The following is a 16,584-nucleotide window of genomic DNA, read 5'->3' on the forward strand; positions in this document are numbered from 1 at the left end:
TATGGGAGATATGATGAAGCAGGCATTACGTGTTGCAATGAGTTTTTTAATGCTGTGGGCAGCGGTGCTGCACGCAGAAGTGCGTATCGAAATCACCCAGGGGGTGGATTCGGCACGTCCAATTGGTGTGGTTCCGTTCCAGTGGAAAGGGCCAGGTGCTGCGCCGGAAGATGTGGGTGGCATTGTTGCTGCTGACCTGCGCAACAGCGGTAAATTCAACCCGTTAGATCGTTCTCGTCTGCCACAGCAGCCGGGCACTGCTGCAGAACTGCAACCGGCGGCCTGGTCTGCGCTGGGTATTGATGCGGTCGTTGTGGGGCAGGTTACGCCTAACCCGGACGGCGGTTATACCGTTGCCTATCAGCTGGTGGATACCGGTGGCGCTCCGGGTACCGTGCTGGCACAGAACACCTACAAAGTGAACAAGCAGTACCTGCGCTATGCAGCTCATACTGCGAGTGATGAAGTCTTTGAGAAGCTGACCAGCATCAAAGGCGCATTCCGCACCCGTATCGCTTACGTTGTGCAGACCAACGGCGGCCAGTTCCCGTATGAGCTGCGCGTCTCTGACTACGATGGCTACAACCAGTTCACCGTTCACCGTTCACCGCAGCCGCTGATGTCACCGGCCTGGTCACCGGACGGTTCTAAGCTGGCCTACGTAACCTTCGAAAGCGGTCGTTCAGCGCTGGTTATCCAGACGCTGGCTAACGGTGCGGTACGTCAGGTTGCCTCTTTCCCACGTCACAACGGCGCACCAGCGTTCTCGCCTGACGGTTCTAAACTGGCGTTTGCCCTGTCTAAAACCGGTAGCCTGAACCTGTACGTGATGGATATCGGCTCTGGCCAGATCCGTCAGGTGACCGACGGTCGCAGCAACAACACCGAACCAACCTGGTTCCCGGACAGCCAGAACCTGGCCTTTACCTCTGACCAGGCAGGTCGTCCGCAGGTTTATAAAGTCAATGTTAACGGCGGTGCACCGCAGCGTATCACCTGGGAAGGTTCTCAGAACCAGGACGCAGACGTGAGCGCTGATGGTAAGTTCATGGTAATGGTTAGCTCGGCCGGTGGTCAGCAGCACATTGCTAAACAAGATCTGGGCGGGGGCGGCGTACAAGTTCTGTCGTCGACTTTCCTGGATGAAACGCCAAGTCTGGCACCTAACGGCACTATGGTTATCTACAGCTCTTCTCAGGGGATGGGATCCGTGCTGAATCTGGTTTCTACCGATGGGCGTTTCAAAGCGCGTATTCCGGCAACTGATGGACAGGTAAAATCACCTGCCTGGTCGCCGTACCTGTAATAATAATTAATTGAATAATAAAGGAATCATAGAAATGCAACTGAACAAAGTGCTGAAAGGGCTGATGATCGCTCTGCCTGTTATGGCAATCGCAGCGTGTTCTTCTAACAAGAACGCCAGCAACGACCAGAGCGGCGAAGGCATGATGGGTGCCGGCACCGGTATGGACGCAAACGGCAACGGCAATATGTCTTCTGAAGAGCAGGCGCGTCTTCAGATGCAACAGCTGCAGCAGAACAACATTGTTTACTTCGATCTGGACAAGTTCGACATCCGTTCTGACTTCGCTGCGATGCTGGATGCGCACGCTAACTTCCTGCGTAGCAACCCGTCTTACAAAGTCACCGTAGAAGGTCACGCGGACGAACGTGGTACTCCTGAGTACAACATCTCCCTGGGTGAGCGTCGTGCTAACGCCGTTAAAATGTACCTGCAGGGTAAAGGCGTTTCTGCTGACCAGATCTCCATCGTTTCTTACGGTAAAGAAAAACCTGCAGTACTGGGCCACGACGAAGCGGCTTACTCCAAAAACCGTCGTGCCGTACTGGTTTACTAAGAGAATTGCATGAGCAGTAACTTCAGACATCATCTATTGAGTCTGTCGTTACTGGTTGGTATAGCGGCCCCCTGGGCCGCTTTTGCTCAGGCACCAATCAGTAGTGTCGGCTCAGGCTCGGTAGAAGACCGGGTCACCCAACTCGAGCGTATTTCTAATGCTCACAGCCAGCTTTTAACCCAACTTCAGCAGCAGCTCTCTGACAACCAGACCGATATTGACTCACTGCGCGGACAGATTCAGGAAAGCCAGTACCAGCTCAATCAGGTTGTGGAGCGTCAGAAGCAGATCATGCTGCAGATTGATAACCTGAATAACGGCGGCGCAGCAGCGCAACCGGCAGCAGGGGATCAGGGGGCAGCCGGTGCGCAGGCAACACCTCAGGCTGATACGTCAGCCTCGACAGCGGCGCCTGTACAGAGCGGTGATGCGAATACTGACTACAATGCGGCAATCGCCCTGGTGCAGGATAACTCGCGTCAGGACGAGGCTATGGCGGCGTTTCAGAACTTCGTCAAGAAATACCCCGATTCAACCTATCAGCCAAACGCTAACTACTGGCTGGGGCAGTTGAATTACAACAAGGGTAAAAAAGACGACGCGGCATTCTATTTTGCCTCTGTCGTTAAAAATTATCCGAAATCACCGAAAGCACCTGACGCGATGTACAAGGTCGGGGTGATCATGCAGGACAAAGGCGACACCGCAAAAGCGAAAGCCGTTTTCCAGCAGGTGGTCACTAAGTTTCCGGGCACCGAAGGTGCAAAACAAGCGCAAAAACGCCTTGCTGCGATGGGTTGATTGCCGCATGACCAGAAATCGCTTTTTTTCTGGTCTTGCAGCATAATTCGTAAGCAGTTAAGTGATATTCATCAAAATTTTAGTTGCGCAGAATTCTTAAATCAGTAATATATGCCGCCGTTGCCAAGGGATATCAAACACCCCGGAAGCAGCCAAAATAGTGGGTCGTTAGCTCAGTTGGTAGAGCAGTTGACTTTTAATCAATTGGTCGCAGGTTCGAATCCTGCACGACCCACCACTAACTCAGTAGTAAGTAGTATCCAGCGTAGTATCGGGTGATTAGCTCAGCTGGGAGAGCACCTCCCTTACAAGGAGGGGGTCGGCGGTTCGATCCCGTCATCACCCACCACTCGGGTCGTTAGCTCAGTTGGTAGAGCAGTTGACTTTTAATCAATTGGTCGCAGGTTCGAATCCTGCACGACCCACCAATTTTAATATCTGACTCAGATATTAAACGTGAAGGATAACGTTGCTTCAGCAACGGCCCGAAGGGCGAGGCGAAGCCGAGTCATCCTGCACGACCCACCAATTTTTATTGGTTCCGAGTAAAAATTTCAGGCGTACCCAAACGGGTCGTTAGCTCAGTTGGTAGAGCAGTTGACTTTTAATCAATTGGTCGCAGGTTCGAATCCTGCACGACCCACCAGCCTGAAAAAAGTAGTACATCCCGCAAGGGGTCGTTAGCTCAGTTGGTAGAGCAGTTGACTTTTAATCAATTGGTCGCAGGTTCGAATCCTGCACGACCCACCAATTTTAGCATGCTGTTCTGATGTTAAACGTGAAGGATAACGTTGCTTTAGCAACGGCCCGAAGGGCGAGGCGAAGCCGAGTCATCCTGCACGACCCACCAATGTAAAAAGGCGCCCTAAAGGCGCCTTTTTGCTTTTTGTCATTACAGAATTAAAAATCGCAGAGATTACCCAGACGGGCATCTATCAAATGCTACTGTCACGCTTTTGATGTGACTTTTCACATCAAATTCGCTATCTTGTTTAGTATATAAAACACAATTGCCGTCACTTTGGTCATCATCGCTAAAGCATGGCAAATTTGTTAAGCCAGTAAAACGAGAAGCCAAAATGAGTGTGATGTTTGATCCTGAAGCCGCTATCTATCCCTTCCCGCCAAAGCCTGTTCCGCTGAGCCTGGACGAAAAGCAGTTTTACCGTGAAAAAATTAAGCGCCTGCTCAAAGAGCGAGACGCGGTCATGGTGGCGCATTACTACACCGACCCTGAAATTCAGCAGCTGGCAGAAGAGACGGGGGGTTGCATTTCAGACTCCCTTGAAATGGCGCGTTTTGGCGCAAAACATCCAGCTTCGACGTTGCTGGTGGCCGGGGTCCGTTTCATGGGTGAGACGGCAAAAATCCTCAGCCCGGAAAAAACCATCCTGATGCCGACCCTGAATGCGGAATGTTCCCTCGATCTGGGCTGTCCGATCGATCAATTCACCGCCTTCTGCGATGCGCATCCGGACAGAACGGTCGTGGTCTACGCCAACACCTCTGCGGCGGTCAAGGCGCGTGCCGACTGGGTTGTTACTTCAAGCATAGCCGTCGAACTCATTGAGCATCTCGACAGCCTTGGCGAGAAAATTATCTGGGCACCGGACAAACACCTGGGTAACTACGTCCAGAAGCAGACCGGGGCGGATATTCTGTGCTGGCAGGGCGCCTGTATCGTGCATGACGAATTCAAAACCCAGGCCCTGGCGCGCATGAAAGGTCTTTATCCGAATGCGGCGATTCTGGTGCATCCAGAATCACCGCAGGCCATCGTCGATATGGCGGATGCCGTTGGCTCAACCAGCCAGCTGATCACCGCCGCGAAGACGCTGCCGCACAGCCAGCTGATTGTGGCGACCGATCGCGGTATCTTCTACAAAATGCAGCAGGCGGTGCCTGGCAAAGAGCTGCTGGAAGCGCCGACCGCAGGCGAAGGGGCAACATGTCGCAGCTGCGCGCACTGTCCGTGGATGGCCATGAACGGGCTGAAGGCGATTGCGGACGGTCTGGAGTTGGGCGGGGTAGCCCATGAGATCCATGTCGATGCGGCGTTGCGGGAAGGGGCATTAATTCCGCTTAACCGCATGCTCGATTTTGCGGCTACACTACGTCCTTAAACTACGTAAACGTAACGCTCAGGGGAAAAGATGGATTTTTTTAGCACGCAAAACATTCTGGTACATATACCGATTGGCGCTGGCGGCTATGACTTGTCATGGATTGAAGCCGTAGGGACGATTGCAGGTCTGCTCTGTATCTGGCTCGCCAGTCTGGAGAAGATCGTCAACTACGCGTTTGGCCTGGTGAACGTCACGCTTTTTGCCATTATCTTCTTTCAGATCCAGCTGTATGCCAGCCTGCTGCTGCAGCTGTTCTTCTTTGCCGCCAATATCTACGGCTGGTACGCATGGTCGCGGCAGAACAGCCAGCAGGAGGCGGAACTACAGATCCGCTGGCTGCCGTTGCCGAAGGCCATCGGCTGGCTGGCCGCCTGCGTGGTGGCGATTGGCCTGATGACGGTCTATATCGACCCGGTGTTCGCCTTCCTCACCCGCGTGGCGGTCTCGGCGATGAATGCCCTCGGAATGAACGTCACCATGCCGGAGCTACAGCCTGACGCCTTCCCGTTCTGGGATTCGTGCATGATGGTGCTCTCCATTGCCGCCATGATCCTGATGACCCGTAAATATGTCGAAAACTGGCTGCTGTGGGTGATCATCAACGTCATCAGCGTGGCCATCTTTGCCCTGCAGGGTGTCTATGCCATGTCGCTGGAGTATCTGATCCTCACCTTCATCGCCCTGAACGGCAGCAGGATGTGGATTAACAGCGCGCGTGAACGGGGTTCTCACGCGCTGTCGCGTTAATGGTGGTGATGATGAGCGTGGCCGGGCTCAATCTCGTTGAGGTGGCAGTCCGGTCCGTTACAGGGGGTGTATTCCATCTGGATGGTGCTGTGCGCGATGGCGTAGTGGTGCTCCAGGAAGTGCTGGATACGCCCTAGTAATGCATCATGATCGTGGGGAGGGATAACCTGAACGTGCAGCGTCATCAACGGTTTTTCGCCCACCATCCAGACATGAATATGATGAACATCGCGCACTTCCGGTATGGAGCGCGTTAAGTTTCGTTTCAGCGCCGGGATATCCAGCGTCTTCGGTGCCCCTTCCAGCAGCTCATTCACACTCTCCTGCAACAGACGCCAGGCGCTGCGTAGCACCAGACACGACACTAAAATTGAGAGGATCGGGTCGACCGGCGTCCAGCCTGTCCAGAGGATCACCAGCGCCGCGACGATGGCACCCACCGAGCCCAGCAGATCCCCCAGCACGTGCAGCGCTGCGGCGCGTACGTTGAGATTTTTCTCTTCGCTGCCGCGATGCAAAAGCCAGAATGCCAGAATATTGGCCACCAGCCCGGCGACGGCAACCACCATCATTGTCATACCCGCGACAGGCTGAGGATACCGGAAGCGCTGAATGGCTTCCCAGACAATCAGGAAAGTGATCAGCACCAGCGCCAGAGCATTGACGAAAGCGGCAAGCGTCGTGAGGCGCAGCCAGCCAAAGGTGCGTCCACTGCTGGGAGGACGACGGGCGAACACCACCGCCAGCAGGGCAAACAGCAGGGCTGCCGCGTCCGTCAGCATGTGGCCCGCATCGGCCAGCAGCGCCAGCGAGCCTGAAACCAGCCCGCCGATCACTTCGATGACCATAAAGGTCGCGGTTACGGCAAACGCCAGCATTAAGCGTTTAGCATTTTCATCCTTTGAAGAAGGGGCATGCGTGTGGGTGTGCGCCATGAAAAATTTCCCGGTTAATTATTATTTTAAGTGTAGAGTTTTTAACATTTTGCACAAAAAATAAAGGAGAGCCTGAGCTCTCCTTCATCATATCCGCGTTAGCGTTAATTACTGGGTAGTACCGTCAGTTTTTTGTTCTTGCGGGGTTCGTTCGCTATCGACTTTGCCGGATTGATCCGGACATTTACCGTCTTTACACATCGAGTTCTTGTGCTGATCGTCCTTGGTCATGCCGTCATTACCCATTTTGCTCGGGTCGTCGTTACCCATGACGGAGTTAGTGCCGCCAGTGGTTGAGCTGTTGCCGGTGCCGTTGGTCACTCCGGTGCTGCTGGAGTTTGTCCCATCAGGGTTCAGCATGGTGCCGCCTGTACCCGTGGTGCCGGTTGTACCGGATCCGGTATTAATCTGGCTGTTGCCGGTATTATTTGGCGCAATATTCTGACGTGCATCAGGTGCAACTGCCCCTGCGTCAGCCGCGGCATTTGCCTGGCCATTGTTGCTGCCAGAGCCGGCGGCGGAATCAGCGGCCAGCGCAGCACCACTTGCCATGGTAAGGGAAGCGGTCAGGAAAAGGGTTGCGAGTTTAGTCATTTTCATCATGCTGCTCCTGTTCTGGTCGTTATGTTCTGGATAACTTCTTTCCACAGTGCATATGCGAAATCGATATACCGCTCAGTGGTTAAAGATGCCATGATTCAAACTTAGGTCAGTATGGAATCGCGATAAAATAAATAAATGCAGTGCATACAGTTAAAAAGTTTAGGGTGTATCTCGTTTTTCGCTACTTTGTGGCGTTTTTTAAGCGAATTCCAGGATTTATCTGTGCGTAGTGTAAAAGCGAGTTTACACTTCCTGACTGACAAGATAGATTGGAGGGATTGCATTCATTTATAAAAGTATGGCAACGCTGGAACGAACATGAATTATCAGAATGACGATTTACGTATTAAAGAGATCAACGAGTTATTACCTCCTGTAGCGCTCCTTGAGAAGTTTCCTGCCACCGAAAACGCCGCCAACACCGTTTCTCATGCCCGTAAAGCGATCCACAAGATCCTGAAAGGCAATGACGATCGTCTTCTGGTGGTGATCGGTCCGTGTTCCATTCACGATCCTGCGGCGGCAAAAGAGTACGCGGCACGTCTGTTGACACTGCGCGAAGCGCTGAAGGATGAGCTGGAAATTGTCATGCGCGTCTATTTTGAGAAGCCGCGTACCACCGTGGGCTGGAAAGGGCTGATCAACGATCCGCATATGGATGGCAGCTTCCAGATCAACGATGGCCTGCGCATCGCCCGTAAGCTGCTGCTGGACATCAACGACAGCGGTCTGCCGGCGGCGGGTGAATTCCTTGATATGATCACCCCGCAGTACCTTGCCGACCTGATGAGCTGGGGCGCTATTGGCGCGCGTACCACCGAATCTCAGGTTCACCGCGAGCTGGCGTCAGGGCTCTCCTGCCCGGTTGGCTTCAAAAACGGCACCGATGGCACCATCAAAGTGGCTATCGACGCCATTAACGCTGCCGGTGCGCCGCACTGCTTCCTCTCCGTCACCAAGTGGGGCCACTCCGCCATTGTGAATACCAGCGGGAATGGCGATTGCCATATCATTCTGCGTGGCGGTAAAGAGCCTAACTACAGTGCGGCACACGTTGCCGAAGTGAAAGCGGGCCTGGATAAAGCCGGTCTGGCCGCGCAGGTGATGATCGACTTCAGCCATGCCAACTCCAGCAAGCAGTTCAAGAAGCAGATGGACGTAGGCACCGACGTCTGCCAGCAGATTGCCGGCGGTGAGAAGGCGATTATCGGGGTGATGATTGAAAGCCACCTGGTGGAAGGCAATCAGAATCTGGAAGGCAGCGAGCCGCTGGTTTACGGTAAGAGCGTCACCGATGCCTGCATCGGCTGGGACGATACCGAAACCGTGCTGCGCCAGCTGGCGAACGCGGTGAAAGCCCGTCGCGGATAAAAAATGCCGGATAGTTATCCGGCATGCACTCTTTAAGGCCCGGTCATCACGACCGGGCTTTTTTATTACTTCGCTTTACCCTGGTTCGCGACCGCAGCGGCTTTTGCCGCGATCTCGTCAGCGTTACCCAGATAGTAGTGCTTAACAGGTTTGAAGTTCTCGTCGAACTCGTAAACCAGCGGCACGCCAGTTGGGATGTTCAGTTCGAGGATCTCGTCTTCGCCCATGTTGTCCAGGTATTTCACCAGCGCACGCAGGGAGTTACCGTGAGCAGCGATGATCACGCGCTCACCGCTTTTCAGGCGTGGCAGAATGGTTTCGTTCCAGTAAGGCACAACGCGATCGATGGTCAGCGCCAGGCTTTCGGTGGTTGGCAGCTCAGCGTCGGTCAGGGATGCGTAACGCGGATCGTGGCCCGGGAAACGCTCGTCATCTTTGGTCAGCTCTGGTGGAGTGATAGCAAAACCGCGACGCCACTGTTTAACCTGTTCGTCACCGTATTTTTCTGCAGTTTCGGCTTTGTTCAGACCCTGCAGCGCACCATAGTGACGCTCGTTCAGTTTCCAGGATTTCTCAACCGGCAGCCAGGCCTGATCCAGTTCGTCCAGCACGTTCCACAGAGTGTGGATGGCACGTTTCAGCACGGAGGTGTAAGCAAAATCGAAGCTGAAGCCTTCCTCTTTCAGCAGTTTGCCTGCTGCTTTCGCTTCGCCAACGCCTTTCTCGGACAGGTCAACATCATACCAACCGGTAAAACGGTTTTCGTTGTTCCACTGGCTTTCGCCATGACGTACCAGAACCAGCTTAGTTACAGCCATATTATACTCCTCCAGAACAAGCATTATTTGAATGATAACAATTCTCATTATATTGCCGCAGTTATCCCGCGGGCAACGCTTAACCCTAACCATAGCGAAAATAGCGTCGGAGTGTAAGATGCTTGTGAATGAGGGGTTGTGATTTTGTCGGCGACTGGCGCTATTTTCAGCAAGATGGGTAAAAAAAAGCCCTCCTGCAGGAGGGCTCCGTTTTATCGTGCGATAAAGTGATATTCCGTGACGCTGACATACTCTTCGCCCGGGCGCAGCACGCAGTCGGGCTGCGGCCATTCCGCGTGGTTCGGGCTGTCGGGTAAAAACTCGCTTTCCAGCGCCAGACCTTGCCAGACGCGGTATTCCCCGTCTTCGCGCGCCGGGGTGCCCTCAAGGAAGTTGCCGGAATAGAATTGCAGGGCAGGGGCGGTGGTGTAGACCGTCATCTGCAGCTTTTCATCGGCAGACCAGAGCTGTGCCGCAGGCTTGCTCAGATCGCCCTCTGCATCCAGCAGGAAAGCATGATCGTAACCATTCACTTTGCGCTGATCGTCATCCGCCAGGAAGTCCTGAGCGATGGCTTTGGTGGTGCGGAAATCAAAGCTGGTTCCGGCTACCGCTTTTAACCCCTCATGCGGGATCCCCATCTCATCAACAGGCAGATAGCTCTGCGCCAGCAGTTGCAGGCGGTGCTGGCGCACGTCGCTGCAGTTACCGTCGAGGTTGAAATACGCGTGGTTGGTCAGGTTGACCGGGCAGGGCTTATCGACGGTGGCGCGGTACTCAATGGCGATACGGTTATCAGCCGTTAAGCGGTAATGCACGGTCGCCGCGCAGTTGCCCGGAAAACCCTGATCGCCGTCCGGAGAGTCGAGGGCCAGCAGCGCTTCGCCATCGTTCTGCTGCAGGATGCGCCAGCGACGTTTATCAAATCCGTCCGGACCGCCGTGCAGCTGGTTTTCGCCCTGGCTTGGCAGCAGGTCAAAGCGTACGCCGTCCAGCTCAAAGCGGCTTTTAGCGATACGGTTGGCATATCGGCCCACTGAGGCGCCAAGGAAGGCCGTTTGCTCAACGTACTGCTCAGGCGACGCGCAGCCGAGCAGGGTTTCACGCACGCTGCCGTCGGTCATCGGGACACGGGCGGAGAGCAGCGTCGCGCCCCAGTCCATCAGGGTAACGACCATCCCTGCCTCGTTGCGCAGGGTGATCAGGCGATACGGCAGGCCGTCAGGGGCAAGAACAGGGGTTTCGTTTAGCACTGGCCAGCTCCTTGTGAGGCATTGCAGACGTAGAAGGTCTCTTTGATACCGGTTTTGGCTTCATACTGTTGTTCAACGGCTTGCTGAACCACCGGCACCAGCTCTTCTGGCACCAGCGCCACCACGCAGCCGCCGAAGCCGCCGCCGGTCATACGCACGCCGCCCTGCTCGCCAATAGCCGCTTTCACAATCTCCACCAGGGTGTCGATCTGCGGCACGGTGATTTCGAAGTCATCGCGCATGGAGGCGTGCGACTGCGCCATCAGCTCACCCATCCGCAGCAGATCGCCTTTCTCCAGCGCCGACGCCGCTTCGACGGTGCGGGCGTTTTCGGTCAGGACGTGACGAACGCGTTTTGCCACCACCGGATCCAGTTCGTGTGCCACTTTATTGAACTCGGTCAGCGAGACATCGCGCAGGGCGGACTGCTGGAAGAAACGCGCCCCGGTTTCGCACTGCTCGCGGCGGGTGTTGTACTCGCTGCCGACCAGTGTGCGTTTGAAGTTACTGTTGATAATGATCACCGCCACGCCTTTCGGCAGGGTGACCGCTTTGGTGCCCAGCGAGCGGCAGTCGATCAGCAGCGCGTGGCCTTTTTTGCCCAGCGCCGAAATCAGCTGATCCATAATGCCGCAGTTACAGCCGACGAACTGGTTCTCTGCTTCCTGGCCGTTAAGGGCGATCTGCGCGCCGTCCAGCGGCAGATGATACAGCTGCTGGAAGACGGTGCCGACGGCCACTTCCAGCGAAGCGGACGAACTCAGACCCGCACCCTGGGGAACGTTGCCGCTGATCACCAGATCCGCACCGCCGAAGTTTTTGTTGCGCTTCTGCAGATGCTTCACCACGCCGCGAACGTAGTTAGACCACTGCTGGCTGTCATGCTCAACAATCGGCGCATCGAGGGAGAATTCGTCGATCTGGTTGTCGTAGTCGGCGGCCATCACGCGCACCTTGCGGTCGTCGCGTTTCGCGCAGCTGATCACCGTCTGGTAATCAATGGCGCAGGGAAGGACAAAACCGTCGTTGTAATCGGTGTGTTCGCCGATCAGGTTAACGCGGCCTGGCGCCTGAATGGCGTGAGTGGCGGAATAACCAAATTTTTCAGCAAACAGGGCGTGGGTTTTATCTTTCAGACTCATTGTTATTCTCCGGATTCGCGAAAATGGACATCACTCACTGCACGCAGACGCTCTGCGGCCTGTTCAGCCGTCAGGTCACGCTGGGTTTCTGCCAGCATTTCGTAGCCGACCATAAACTTACGCACGGTGGCGGAACGCAGCAGCGGCGGATAGAAGTGGGCGTGCAGCTGCCAGTGCTGATTCTCTTCGCCGTTAAACGGCGCGCCGTGCCAGCCCATGGAGTAGGGGAAGGAGCACTGGAACAGATTGTCATAGCGGCTGGTCAGCTTTTTCAGCGCCAGCGCCAGATCGCTGCGCTGGGCTTCGCTCAGATCGGTGATGCGCAGAACGTGCGCTTTCGGCAGCAGCAGGGTTTCGAATGGCCAGGCTGCCCAGTAGGGCACCACCGCCAGCCAGTGCTCGGTCTCCACCACGGTGCGGCTGCCATCAGCCAGCTCGCGCTGGACGTAGTCCAGCAGCATCGGCGACTGCTGCTCGGCGAAATAGGTTTTTTGCAGGCGATCTTCTCGCTCCACTTCGTTCGGCATGAAGCTGTTGGCCCACACCTGACCGTGAGGATGCGGGTTGGAGCAGCCCATCGCCGCGCCTTTGTTCTCAAAGACCTGTACCCACGGATAGCGCTGTCCCAGCTCGGCGGTCTGCTCCTGCCAGGTTTTCACCACCTCGGTCAGGGCTTCTATGCTCAGCTCCGGCAGGGTTTTGCTGTGATCCGGCGAGAAGCAGATCACCCGGCTGGTGCCGCGCGCGCTTTCGCAGCGCAGCAGCGGGTCGTTGCTCTGCGGGGCGTCCGGCGTATCGGTCATCAGGGCGGCGAAGTCGTTGGTAAAGACGAAGGTGCCTTTGTAGTCAGGATTGATATCGCCCGTGACGCGGGTGTTGCCCGGACAGAGGAAGCAGTCCGGGTCGTGCTGAGGCAGCGTCTCCTGGGACGGCGTCTCCTGCGCCCCCTGCCAGGGGCGCTTGGCGCGATGCGGGGAGACCAGGATCCACTGCCCGGTTAACGGATTAAAGCGACGATGCGGGTGATCGACGGGGTTAAATTGGGTCATGACAGATCCTTAGTCCGGATAACCCTGCGGGTGGCGAGACTGCCAGCGCCAGGTATCCTGTGCCATTTCGTCAAGCGTGCGGGTGACACGCCAGTTAAGCTCTTTATCAGCCTTCGATGCATCTGCCCAGTAGGCTGGCAGATCGCCGTCGCGACGCGGGGCGAAGTGATAGCTCACAGGCTTGCCGCAGGCCGCGCTGAAGGCGTTGACCACATCCAGCACGCTGCTGCCGACGCCTGCGCCGAGGTTGTAGATATGGACGCCCGGTTTATCTGCCAGTTGCTGCATGGCGGCGACGTGGCCGTCGGCAAGATCCATCACGTGAATGTAGTCGCGAACGCCGGTGCCGTCCGGGGTAGGGTAGTCGTTGCCGAACACCGCCAGTGAGTCACGACGACCTACCGCCACCTGGGCGATATACGGCATCAGATTGTTCGGAATACCCTGCGGATCTTCACCCATATCGCCTGATGGATGCGCGCCAACCGGATTGAAATAACGCAGCAGGGCGATGCTCCACTCCGGCTGGGCTTTTTGCAGGTCGGCCAGGATCTGTTCCACCATCAGCTTGCTTTTGCCGTACGGGCTTTGCGGGGTGCCGGTCGGGAAGCTTTCGGCGTAAGGGATTTGCGGCTGGTCGCCATAAACGGTGGCGGAGGAGCTGAAGATCAGGTTTTTGACGCCCGCCGCGCGCATGGCGGAGACCAGACGCAGCGTGCCGTTGACGTTGTTATCGTAGTATTCCAGCGGCTTCGCCACGGATTCGCCCACGGCTTTTAGCCCGGCAAAGTGGATCACCGTATCAATGGCGTGATCGTGGAGGATCTCGGTCATCAGCGCTTCGTTACGAATATCGCCTTCGACAAAGGCAGGCTGTTTACCGGCAAGGCGTTCCATGACCGGCAGCACGCTGCGTTTACTGTTGCACAGGTTATCAAGGATGATGACGTCGTGGCCATTTTGCAGCAGTTGTACACAGGTATGACTTCCTATGTAACCGCTACCACCTGTTACCAGAACTCGCATATTTCGCTCCATTAGGCTTATGGTATGAGATAATCCTAGCATAACAGAGAGCAGTAAACTGTGACATGGGATAAAATAGTGGAATCGTTTACACTGCCCGTCACGCTGCCACTGTTGCGCTAAAAAAAGATTGTAAATCAAAGAGGCAGGTGAGGGGTGTTGCGGGTTGTCCGAAAAAGAGTGGGGGCGTGGCCCCCGGCACGCTATCAGACCGGTCCAGTCTGGTAACGATAGCTGTCGCCCTCGGCGACAAACTCCAGTCGATGGGTGATACAGGCGGGGGCGTCTTCCGCATGGTGAGAGACAAACAGCAGCTGCGTTTCACCTTCACTGATAAGGACATCAACAAAGCGGCGAATCAATTGGCGGTTCAGCGGATCCAGCCCCTGCAACGGCTCGTCAAGGATCAGCAGCGTCGGGTGTTTCACCAGCGCACGCACAATCAGCGCCAGCCGTTGTTGACCCCACGAAAGACTGCTGAACGGCGCGTCAGCCACCCGGTTATCCATTCCGAGAATATTCAGCCACTGCTGCGCCAGCTTGTGCTGCCGGTCAGACACCGCCTGGTAAATACCGATAGAGTCGAAATAGCCGGAGAGGATCACGTTGCGAACCGTGGTGCTCACGCGGTAGTCGAGATGCAGGCTGCTGCTGACATAACCGATATGTTTTTTAATATCCCAGATGGTTTCGCCGCTGCCGCGACGGCGGCCAAAGAGGGTTAAATCGTTGCTGTAACCCTGCGGGTGATCCCCGGTAATGAGGCTCAGCAGGGTGGATTTACCCGCACCGTTGGGGCCGACAATCTGCCAGTGTTCGCCGGGATTCACCGTCCAGCTTAAATGGTTGAGGATCGGACGATCGTTATACGACACCACGCCGTCATTAAGCACAATCCGCGCCTCACCTTCGGGTAAACCGTGGCGCGCCGACGGGGCATCCGGTTCGGGCAGGGTGACGCCGTTGAGTTTTTCACTGTGCGCCAGCTGGGCAATCAGGGCCTGGTTCAGCAGGGCGGCTTTTTCACCTGACGCCGTCAGGGTGCAGTCGGCCAGCACGCCGGCGTTCTGGACAAAATCAGGGATCTCGTCAAAACGGTTCAGCACCAGCACCAGGGTATATCCCTGCTGATTGAGCGAGGCCAGCAGATCCGCCAGCTGCCCCCGGGACTTCACGTCGAGGCCGTCAAAAGGTTCATCGAGGATCAGCAGGTCAGGCTCGGCCATCAGCGCCTGGCACAGCAGCGTTTTGCGGGTTTCGCCGGTGGAGAGGTATTTAAAGCGGCGGTCCAGCAGGTGGGTGATGGCGAACTGTTCCGCCAGCTGGTGGCAGCGGGCATCATCTTTCACCTCATCCTGGATGATTTCGGCGGCCGTTCGGCCGGTATCCTCTTCATCGGGGCTGAGCATATCGGTGTTGTTACGCTGCCACTCGTCGCTGACCAGTTTCTGCAGCTGCTCGAAGGAGAGGCGGGTCACGCGGGTGAACGCGCTCTGGCGTTCGCCTTTCAGCAGCGTCAGCTCCCCGGCCAATGCCCGGGCGAGGGCCGATTTGCCGCTGCCGTTACTGCCCACAAACGCCCAGCTTTCACCGGCATTCAACGTAAAATCAGTGAGGGTAAGCGTACGCGTGTCGCTAAGACGAAACGTGCCTTGCGAAATTTGCAATGATGACATGATTTATCCCGTTTTTTGCAGCAATATGCATCAGGGATAACTCAGTGTCGGCACGAATGTCAATGCGCTTAGCACAACGTGGCGATAATCACCCGGTCGGCATTAAAATATGCGGTCGCCTCAGCACCTTCTTCTAAATCCCGACTCTCGGCCAGCGGCACGGTGGCGCAGAGGGTCTGGCCGTCCGGCAGGGTCATCAGCACTTCACACTGCTCGTCGCCGCGATCGATATGGTTGATAACACCCTGTAGCTGGTTATCCGCCTGTTTCGCGGCCTCAGGATCCAGAGTAATGTTCACCCAGGGCGCTTTCAGCAGGACCAGCACCTCTTTGCCCTCGTCAAGCCCCAGACGTTTGCCGCTCTGGGCGGTGATGGCCACTTTCAGGCGGGTAGTGCCATCGGCGAGCAGGATGTCCACATGCTGCTGCACCTGGTCGTTATCCCGGGCGGTGACCGTGCCAAACCACTGGTTACGGGCGCTGGTTTGCAGAGAGAAACGCGAGATGGCGCCGAGCAGGCTGTCCAGCGGCAGGGCGTCGTCGTCGCTTAAGACATCGAAGGCTTTCTGCTGGATCTGCGCCAGCAGATCATAGAGCTGGATCAGGCGTTGCCCGTAGCGCGTCAGGATCGCACCGCCGCCGCCTTTGCCGCCGGTGGCACGATCGACCAGGGTCTGTTCGCTCAGGGTGTTCATCTCGTTGATGGCATCCCACGCGCTTTTATAGCTGATACCGGCATTCTTTGCCCCCTGGCTGATGGAGCCGGTTTGCTCAATCTGTTTGAGCAGGGCAATGCGGCGGGGATCGGCGAACAGCTTTTGCGAAAGGCGTAGGGTGAGGAGAATTTCGGCCTGCATAACAATGTCCTGGCAAAAGGGATATTGTGACGTAATTCGTTACATGCGCAAACTGTACCGCACAAAAGGGGATGTAATTCTCGCTTTTCCGGTTAGAATAAGGCATTCACATTGTCTGGAGAAAGCCATGTTAGAGTTGCTGAAAAGTCTGGTATTCGCCGTGATCATGGTCCCAGTGGTGATGGCTATCATCCTCGGTGCCATCTACGGCCTGGGTGAGGTGTTTAACATCTTTTCCAATATCGGCCACAGAAAACAGCCGAAAAAGCAGCATTAATTTTCTTTAAAAACGCCCGGTTCTGCCGGGCGTTTTGCTCT

16 protein-coding genes and 5 tRNA genes are annotated in these 16,584 nt (G+C 55.9%); 12 read left to right on the top strand and 9 right to left on the bottom strand.

What is annotated here, in order from left to right; genetic code table 11:
• Positions 1 to 13 precede the first annotated feature (13 nt).
• The 10 genes from tolB (at position 14) to pnuC (ending at position 5,536) form a co-directional block, all read left to right on the top strand.
• Positions 14 to 1,306, top strand: coding sequence for a Tol-Pal system beta propeller repeat protein TolB (gene tolB / locus ACOYA6_RS02370; protein WP_039029417.1), 1,293 nt, complete (start codon positions 14 to 16; stop codon positions 1,304 to 1,306).
• Positions 1,307 to 1,340: 34 nt separating this feature from the next.
• Positions 1,341 to 1,862, top strand: a complete 522-nt coding sequence (gene pal / locus ACOYA6_RS02375; RefSeq protein ID WP_032617096.1) for a peptidoglycan-associated lipoprotein Pal — start codon at positions 1,341 to 1,343, stop codon at positions 1,860 to 1,862.
• 9 nt (positions 1,863 to 1,871) lie between these two features.
• Positions 1,872 to 2,663: a cell division protein CpoB gene (gene cpoB / locus ACOYA6_RS02380; RefSeq protein WP_039029345.1), complete on the top strand. Its 792-nt coding sequence runs from the start codon at positions 1,872 to 1,874 to the stop codon at positions 2,661 to 2,663.
• Positions 2,664 to 2,825: 162 nt separating this feature from the next.
• Positions 2,826 to 2,901, top strand: a tRNA-Lys gene (locus tag ACOYA6_RS02385).
• A 35-nt stretch (positions 2,902 to 2,936) separates the two neighbouring features.
• Positions 2,937 to 3,012 (top strand) — tRNA-Val (locus ACOYA6_RS02390).
• Positions 3,013 to 3,015: 3 nt separating this feature from the next.
• Positions 3,016 to 3,091, top strand: a tRNA-Lys gene (locus ACOYA6_RS02395).
• A gap of 142 nt (positions 3,092 to 3,233) precedes the next feature.
• Positions 3,234 to 3,309: transfer RNA gene (locus ACOYA6_RS02400), tRNA-Lys, on the top strand.
• A gap of 28 nt (positions 3,310 to 3,337) precedes the next feature.
• Positions 3,338 to 3,413 (top strand) — tRNA-Lys (locus ACOYA6_RS02405).
• 329 nt (positions 3,414 to 3,742) lie between these two features.
• On the top strand, positions 3,743 to 4,786 hold the full coding sequence (gene nadA / locus ACOYA6_RS02410) for a quinolinate synthase NadA (RefSeq protein ID WP_422653964.1): 1,044 nt from the start codon (positions 3,743 to 3,745) through the stop codon (positions 4,784 to 4,786).
• A 30-nt stretch (positions 4,787 to 4,816) separates the two neighbouring features.
• Complete coding sequence (gene pnuC / locus ACOYA6_RS02415) at positions 4,817 to 5,536, top strand: nicotinamide riboside transporter PnuC (RefSeq protein WP_138369571.1); 720 nt, start codon at positions 4,817 to 4,819, stop codon at positions 5,534 to 5,536.
• Here pnuC and zitB read toward each other — a convergent pair.
• The gene (gene zitB, locus ACOYA6_RS02420) at positions 5,533 to 6,471 is read right to left on the bottom strand and encodes a CDF family zinc transporter ZitB (protein WP_138369570.1); all 939 of its coding nucleotides are present in this window, start codon (positions 6,469 to 6,471) and stop codon (positions 5,533 to 5,535) included. The genes pnuC and zitB overlap by 4 nt on opposite strands.
• 108 nt (positions 6,472 to 6,579) lie before the next feature.
• A complete protein-coding gene (locus ACOYA6_RS02425; protein ID WP_039029349.1) occupies positions 6,580 to 7,071 on the bottom strand; it encodes a protein YbgS in 492 nt (163 codons plus the stop codon).
• A 321-nt stretch (positions 7,072 to 7,392) separates the two neighbouring features.
• Here ACOYA6_RS02425 and aroG point away from each other — a divergent pair, with 321 nt between their 5' ends.
• Positions 7,393 to 8,445, top strand: coding sequence for a 3-deoxy-7-phosphoheptulonate synthase AroG (aroG, locus tag ACOYA6_RS02430; protein WP_039029350.1), 1,053 nt, complete (start codon positions 7,393 to 7,395; stop codon positions 8,443 to 8,445).
• 65 nt (positions 8,446 to 8,510) lie between these two features.
• Here the strand turns inward: aroG and gpmA are convergent, their stop codons facing one another.
• The 7 genes from gpmA to modE all read right to left on the bottom strand — a co-directional run bounded on the left by gpmA (position 8,511) and on the right by modE (position 16,266).
• Positions 8,511 to 9,263 carry a 2,3-diphosphoglycerate-dependent phosphoglycerate mutase gene (gpmA, locus tag ACOYA6_RS02435; protein ID WP_039029351.1) on the bottom strand — a complete coding sequence of 251 codons (753 nt, stop codon included), beginning with the start codon at positions 9,261 to 9,263 and terminating at the stop codon, positions 8,511 to 8,513.
• A gap of 212 nt (positions 9,264 to 9,475) precedes the next feature.
• A complete protein-coding gene (galM, locus tag ACOYA6_RS02440) occupies positions 9,476 to 10,516 on the bottom strand; it encodes a galactose-1-epimerase (protein WP_422653965.1) in 1,041 nt (346 codons plus the stop codon).
• The gene (gene galK / locus ACOYA6_RS02445; RefSeq protein WP_039029353.1) at positions 10,510 to 11,658 is read right to left on the bottom strand and encodes a galactokinase; all 1,149 of its coding nucleotides are present in this window, start codon (positions 11,656 to 11,658) and stop codon (positions 10,510 to 10,512) included. The genes galM and galK overlap by 7 nt, the downstream gene beginning before the upstream one ends.
• Before the next feature lie 2 nt (positions 11,659 to 11,660).
• Positions 11,661 to 12,707: a galactose-1-phosphate uridylyltransferase gene (galT, locus tag ACOYA6_RS02450; protein WP_422653966.1), complete on the bottom strand. Its 1,047-nt coding sequence runs from the start codon at positions 12,705 to 12,707 to the stop codon at positions 11,661 to 11,663.
• A 9-nt stretch (positions 12,708 to 12,716) separates the two neighbouring features.
• Positions 12,717 to 13,733 carry a UDP-glucose 4-epimerase GalE gene (gene galE, locus ACOYA6_RS02455; protein ID WP_072036640.1) on the bottom strand — a complete coding sequence of 339 codons (1,017 nt, stop codon included), beginning with the start codon at positions 13,731 to 13,733 and terminating at the stop codon, positions 12,717 to 12,719.
• Positions 13,734 to 13,939: 206 nt separating this feature from the next.
• Positions 13,940 to 15,409: a molybdate ABC transporter ATP-binding protein ModF gene (modF, locus tag ACOYA6_RS02460; RefSeq protein ID WP_422653967.1), complete on the bottom strand. Its 1,470-nt coding sequence runs from the start codon at positions 15,407 to 15,409 to the stop codon at positions 13,940 to 13,942.
• A 68-nt stretch (positions 15,410 to 15,477) separates the two neighbouring features.
• Positions 15,478 to 16,266 carry a molybdenum-dependent transcriptional regulator gene (gene modE, locus ACOYA6_RS02465; RefSeq protein ID WP_223074857.1) on the bottom strand — a complete coding sequence of 263 codons (789 nt, stop codon included), beginning with the start codon at positions 16,264 to 16,266 and terminating at the stop codon, positions 15,478 to 15,480.
• Positions 16,267 to 16,393: 127 nt separating this feature from the next.
• Between modE and ACOYA6_RS02470 the strand changes: the two genes are divergently transcribed.
• Positions 16,394 to 16,543: an AcrZ family multidrug efflux pump-associated protein gene (locus ACOYA6_RS02470; RefSeq protein WP_039029358.1), complete on the top strand. Its 150-nt coding sequence runs from the start codon at positions 16,394 to 16,396 to the stop codon at positions 16,541 to 16,543.
• The last annotated feature ends 41 nt before the right edge of the window (positions 16,544 to 16,584 follow it).

Origin of the sequence: Leclercia barmai (assembly GCF_049312895.1) — a bacterium.
GTDB lineage: Bacteria > Pseudomonadota > Gammaproteobacteria > Enterobacterales > Enterobacteriaceae > Enterobacter > Enterobacter barmai.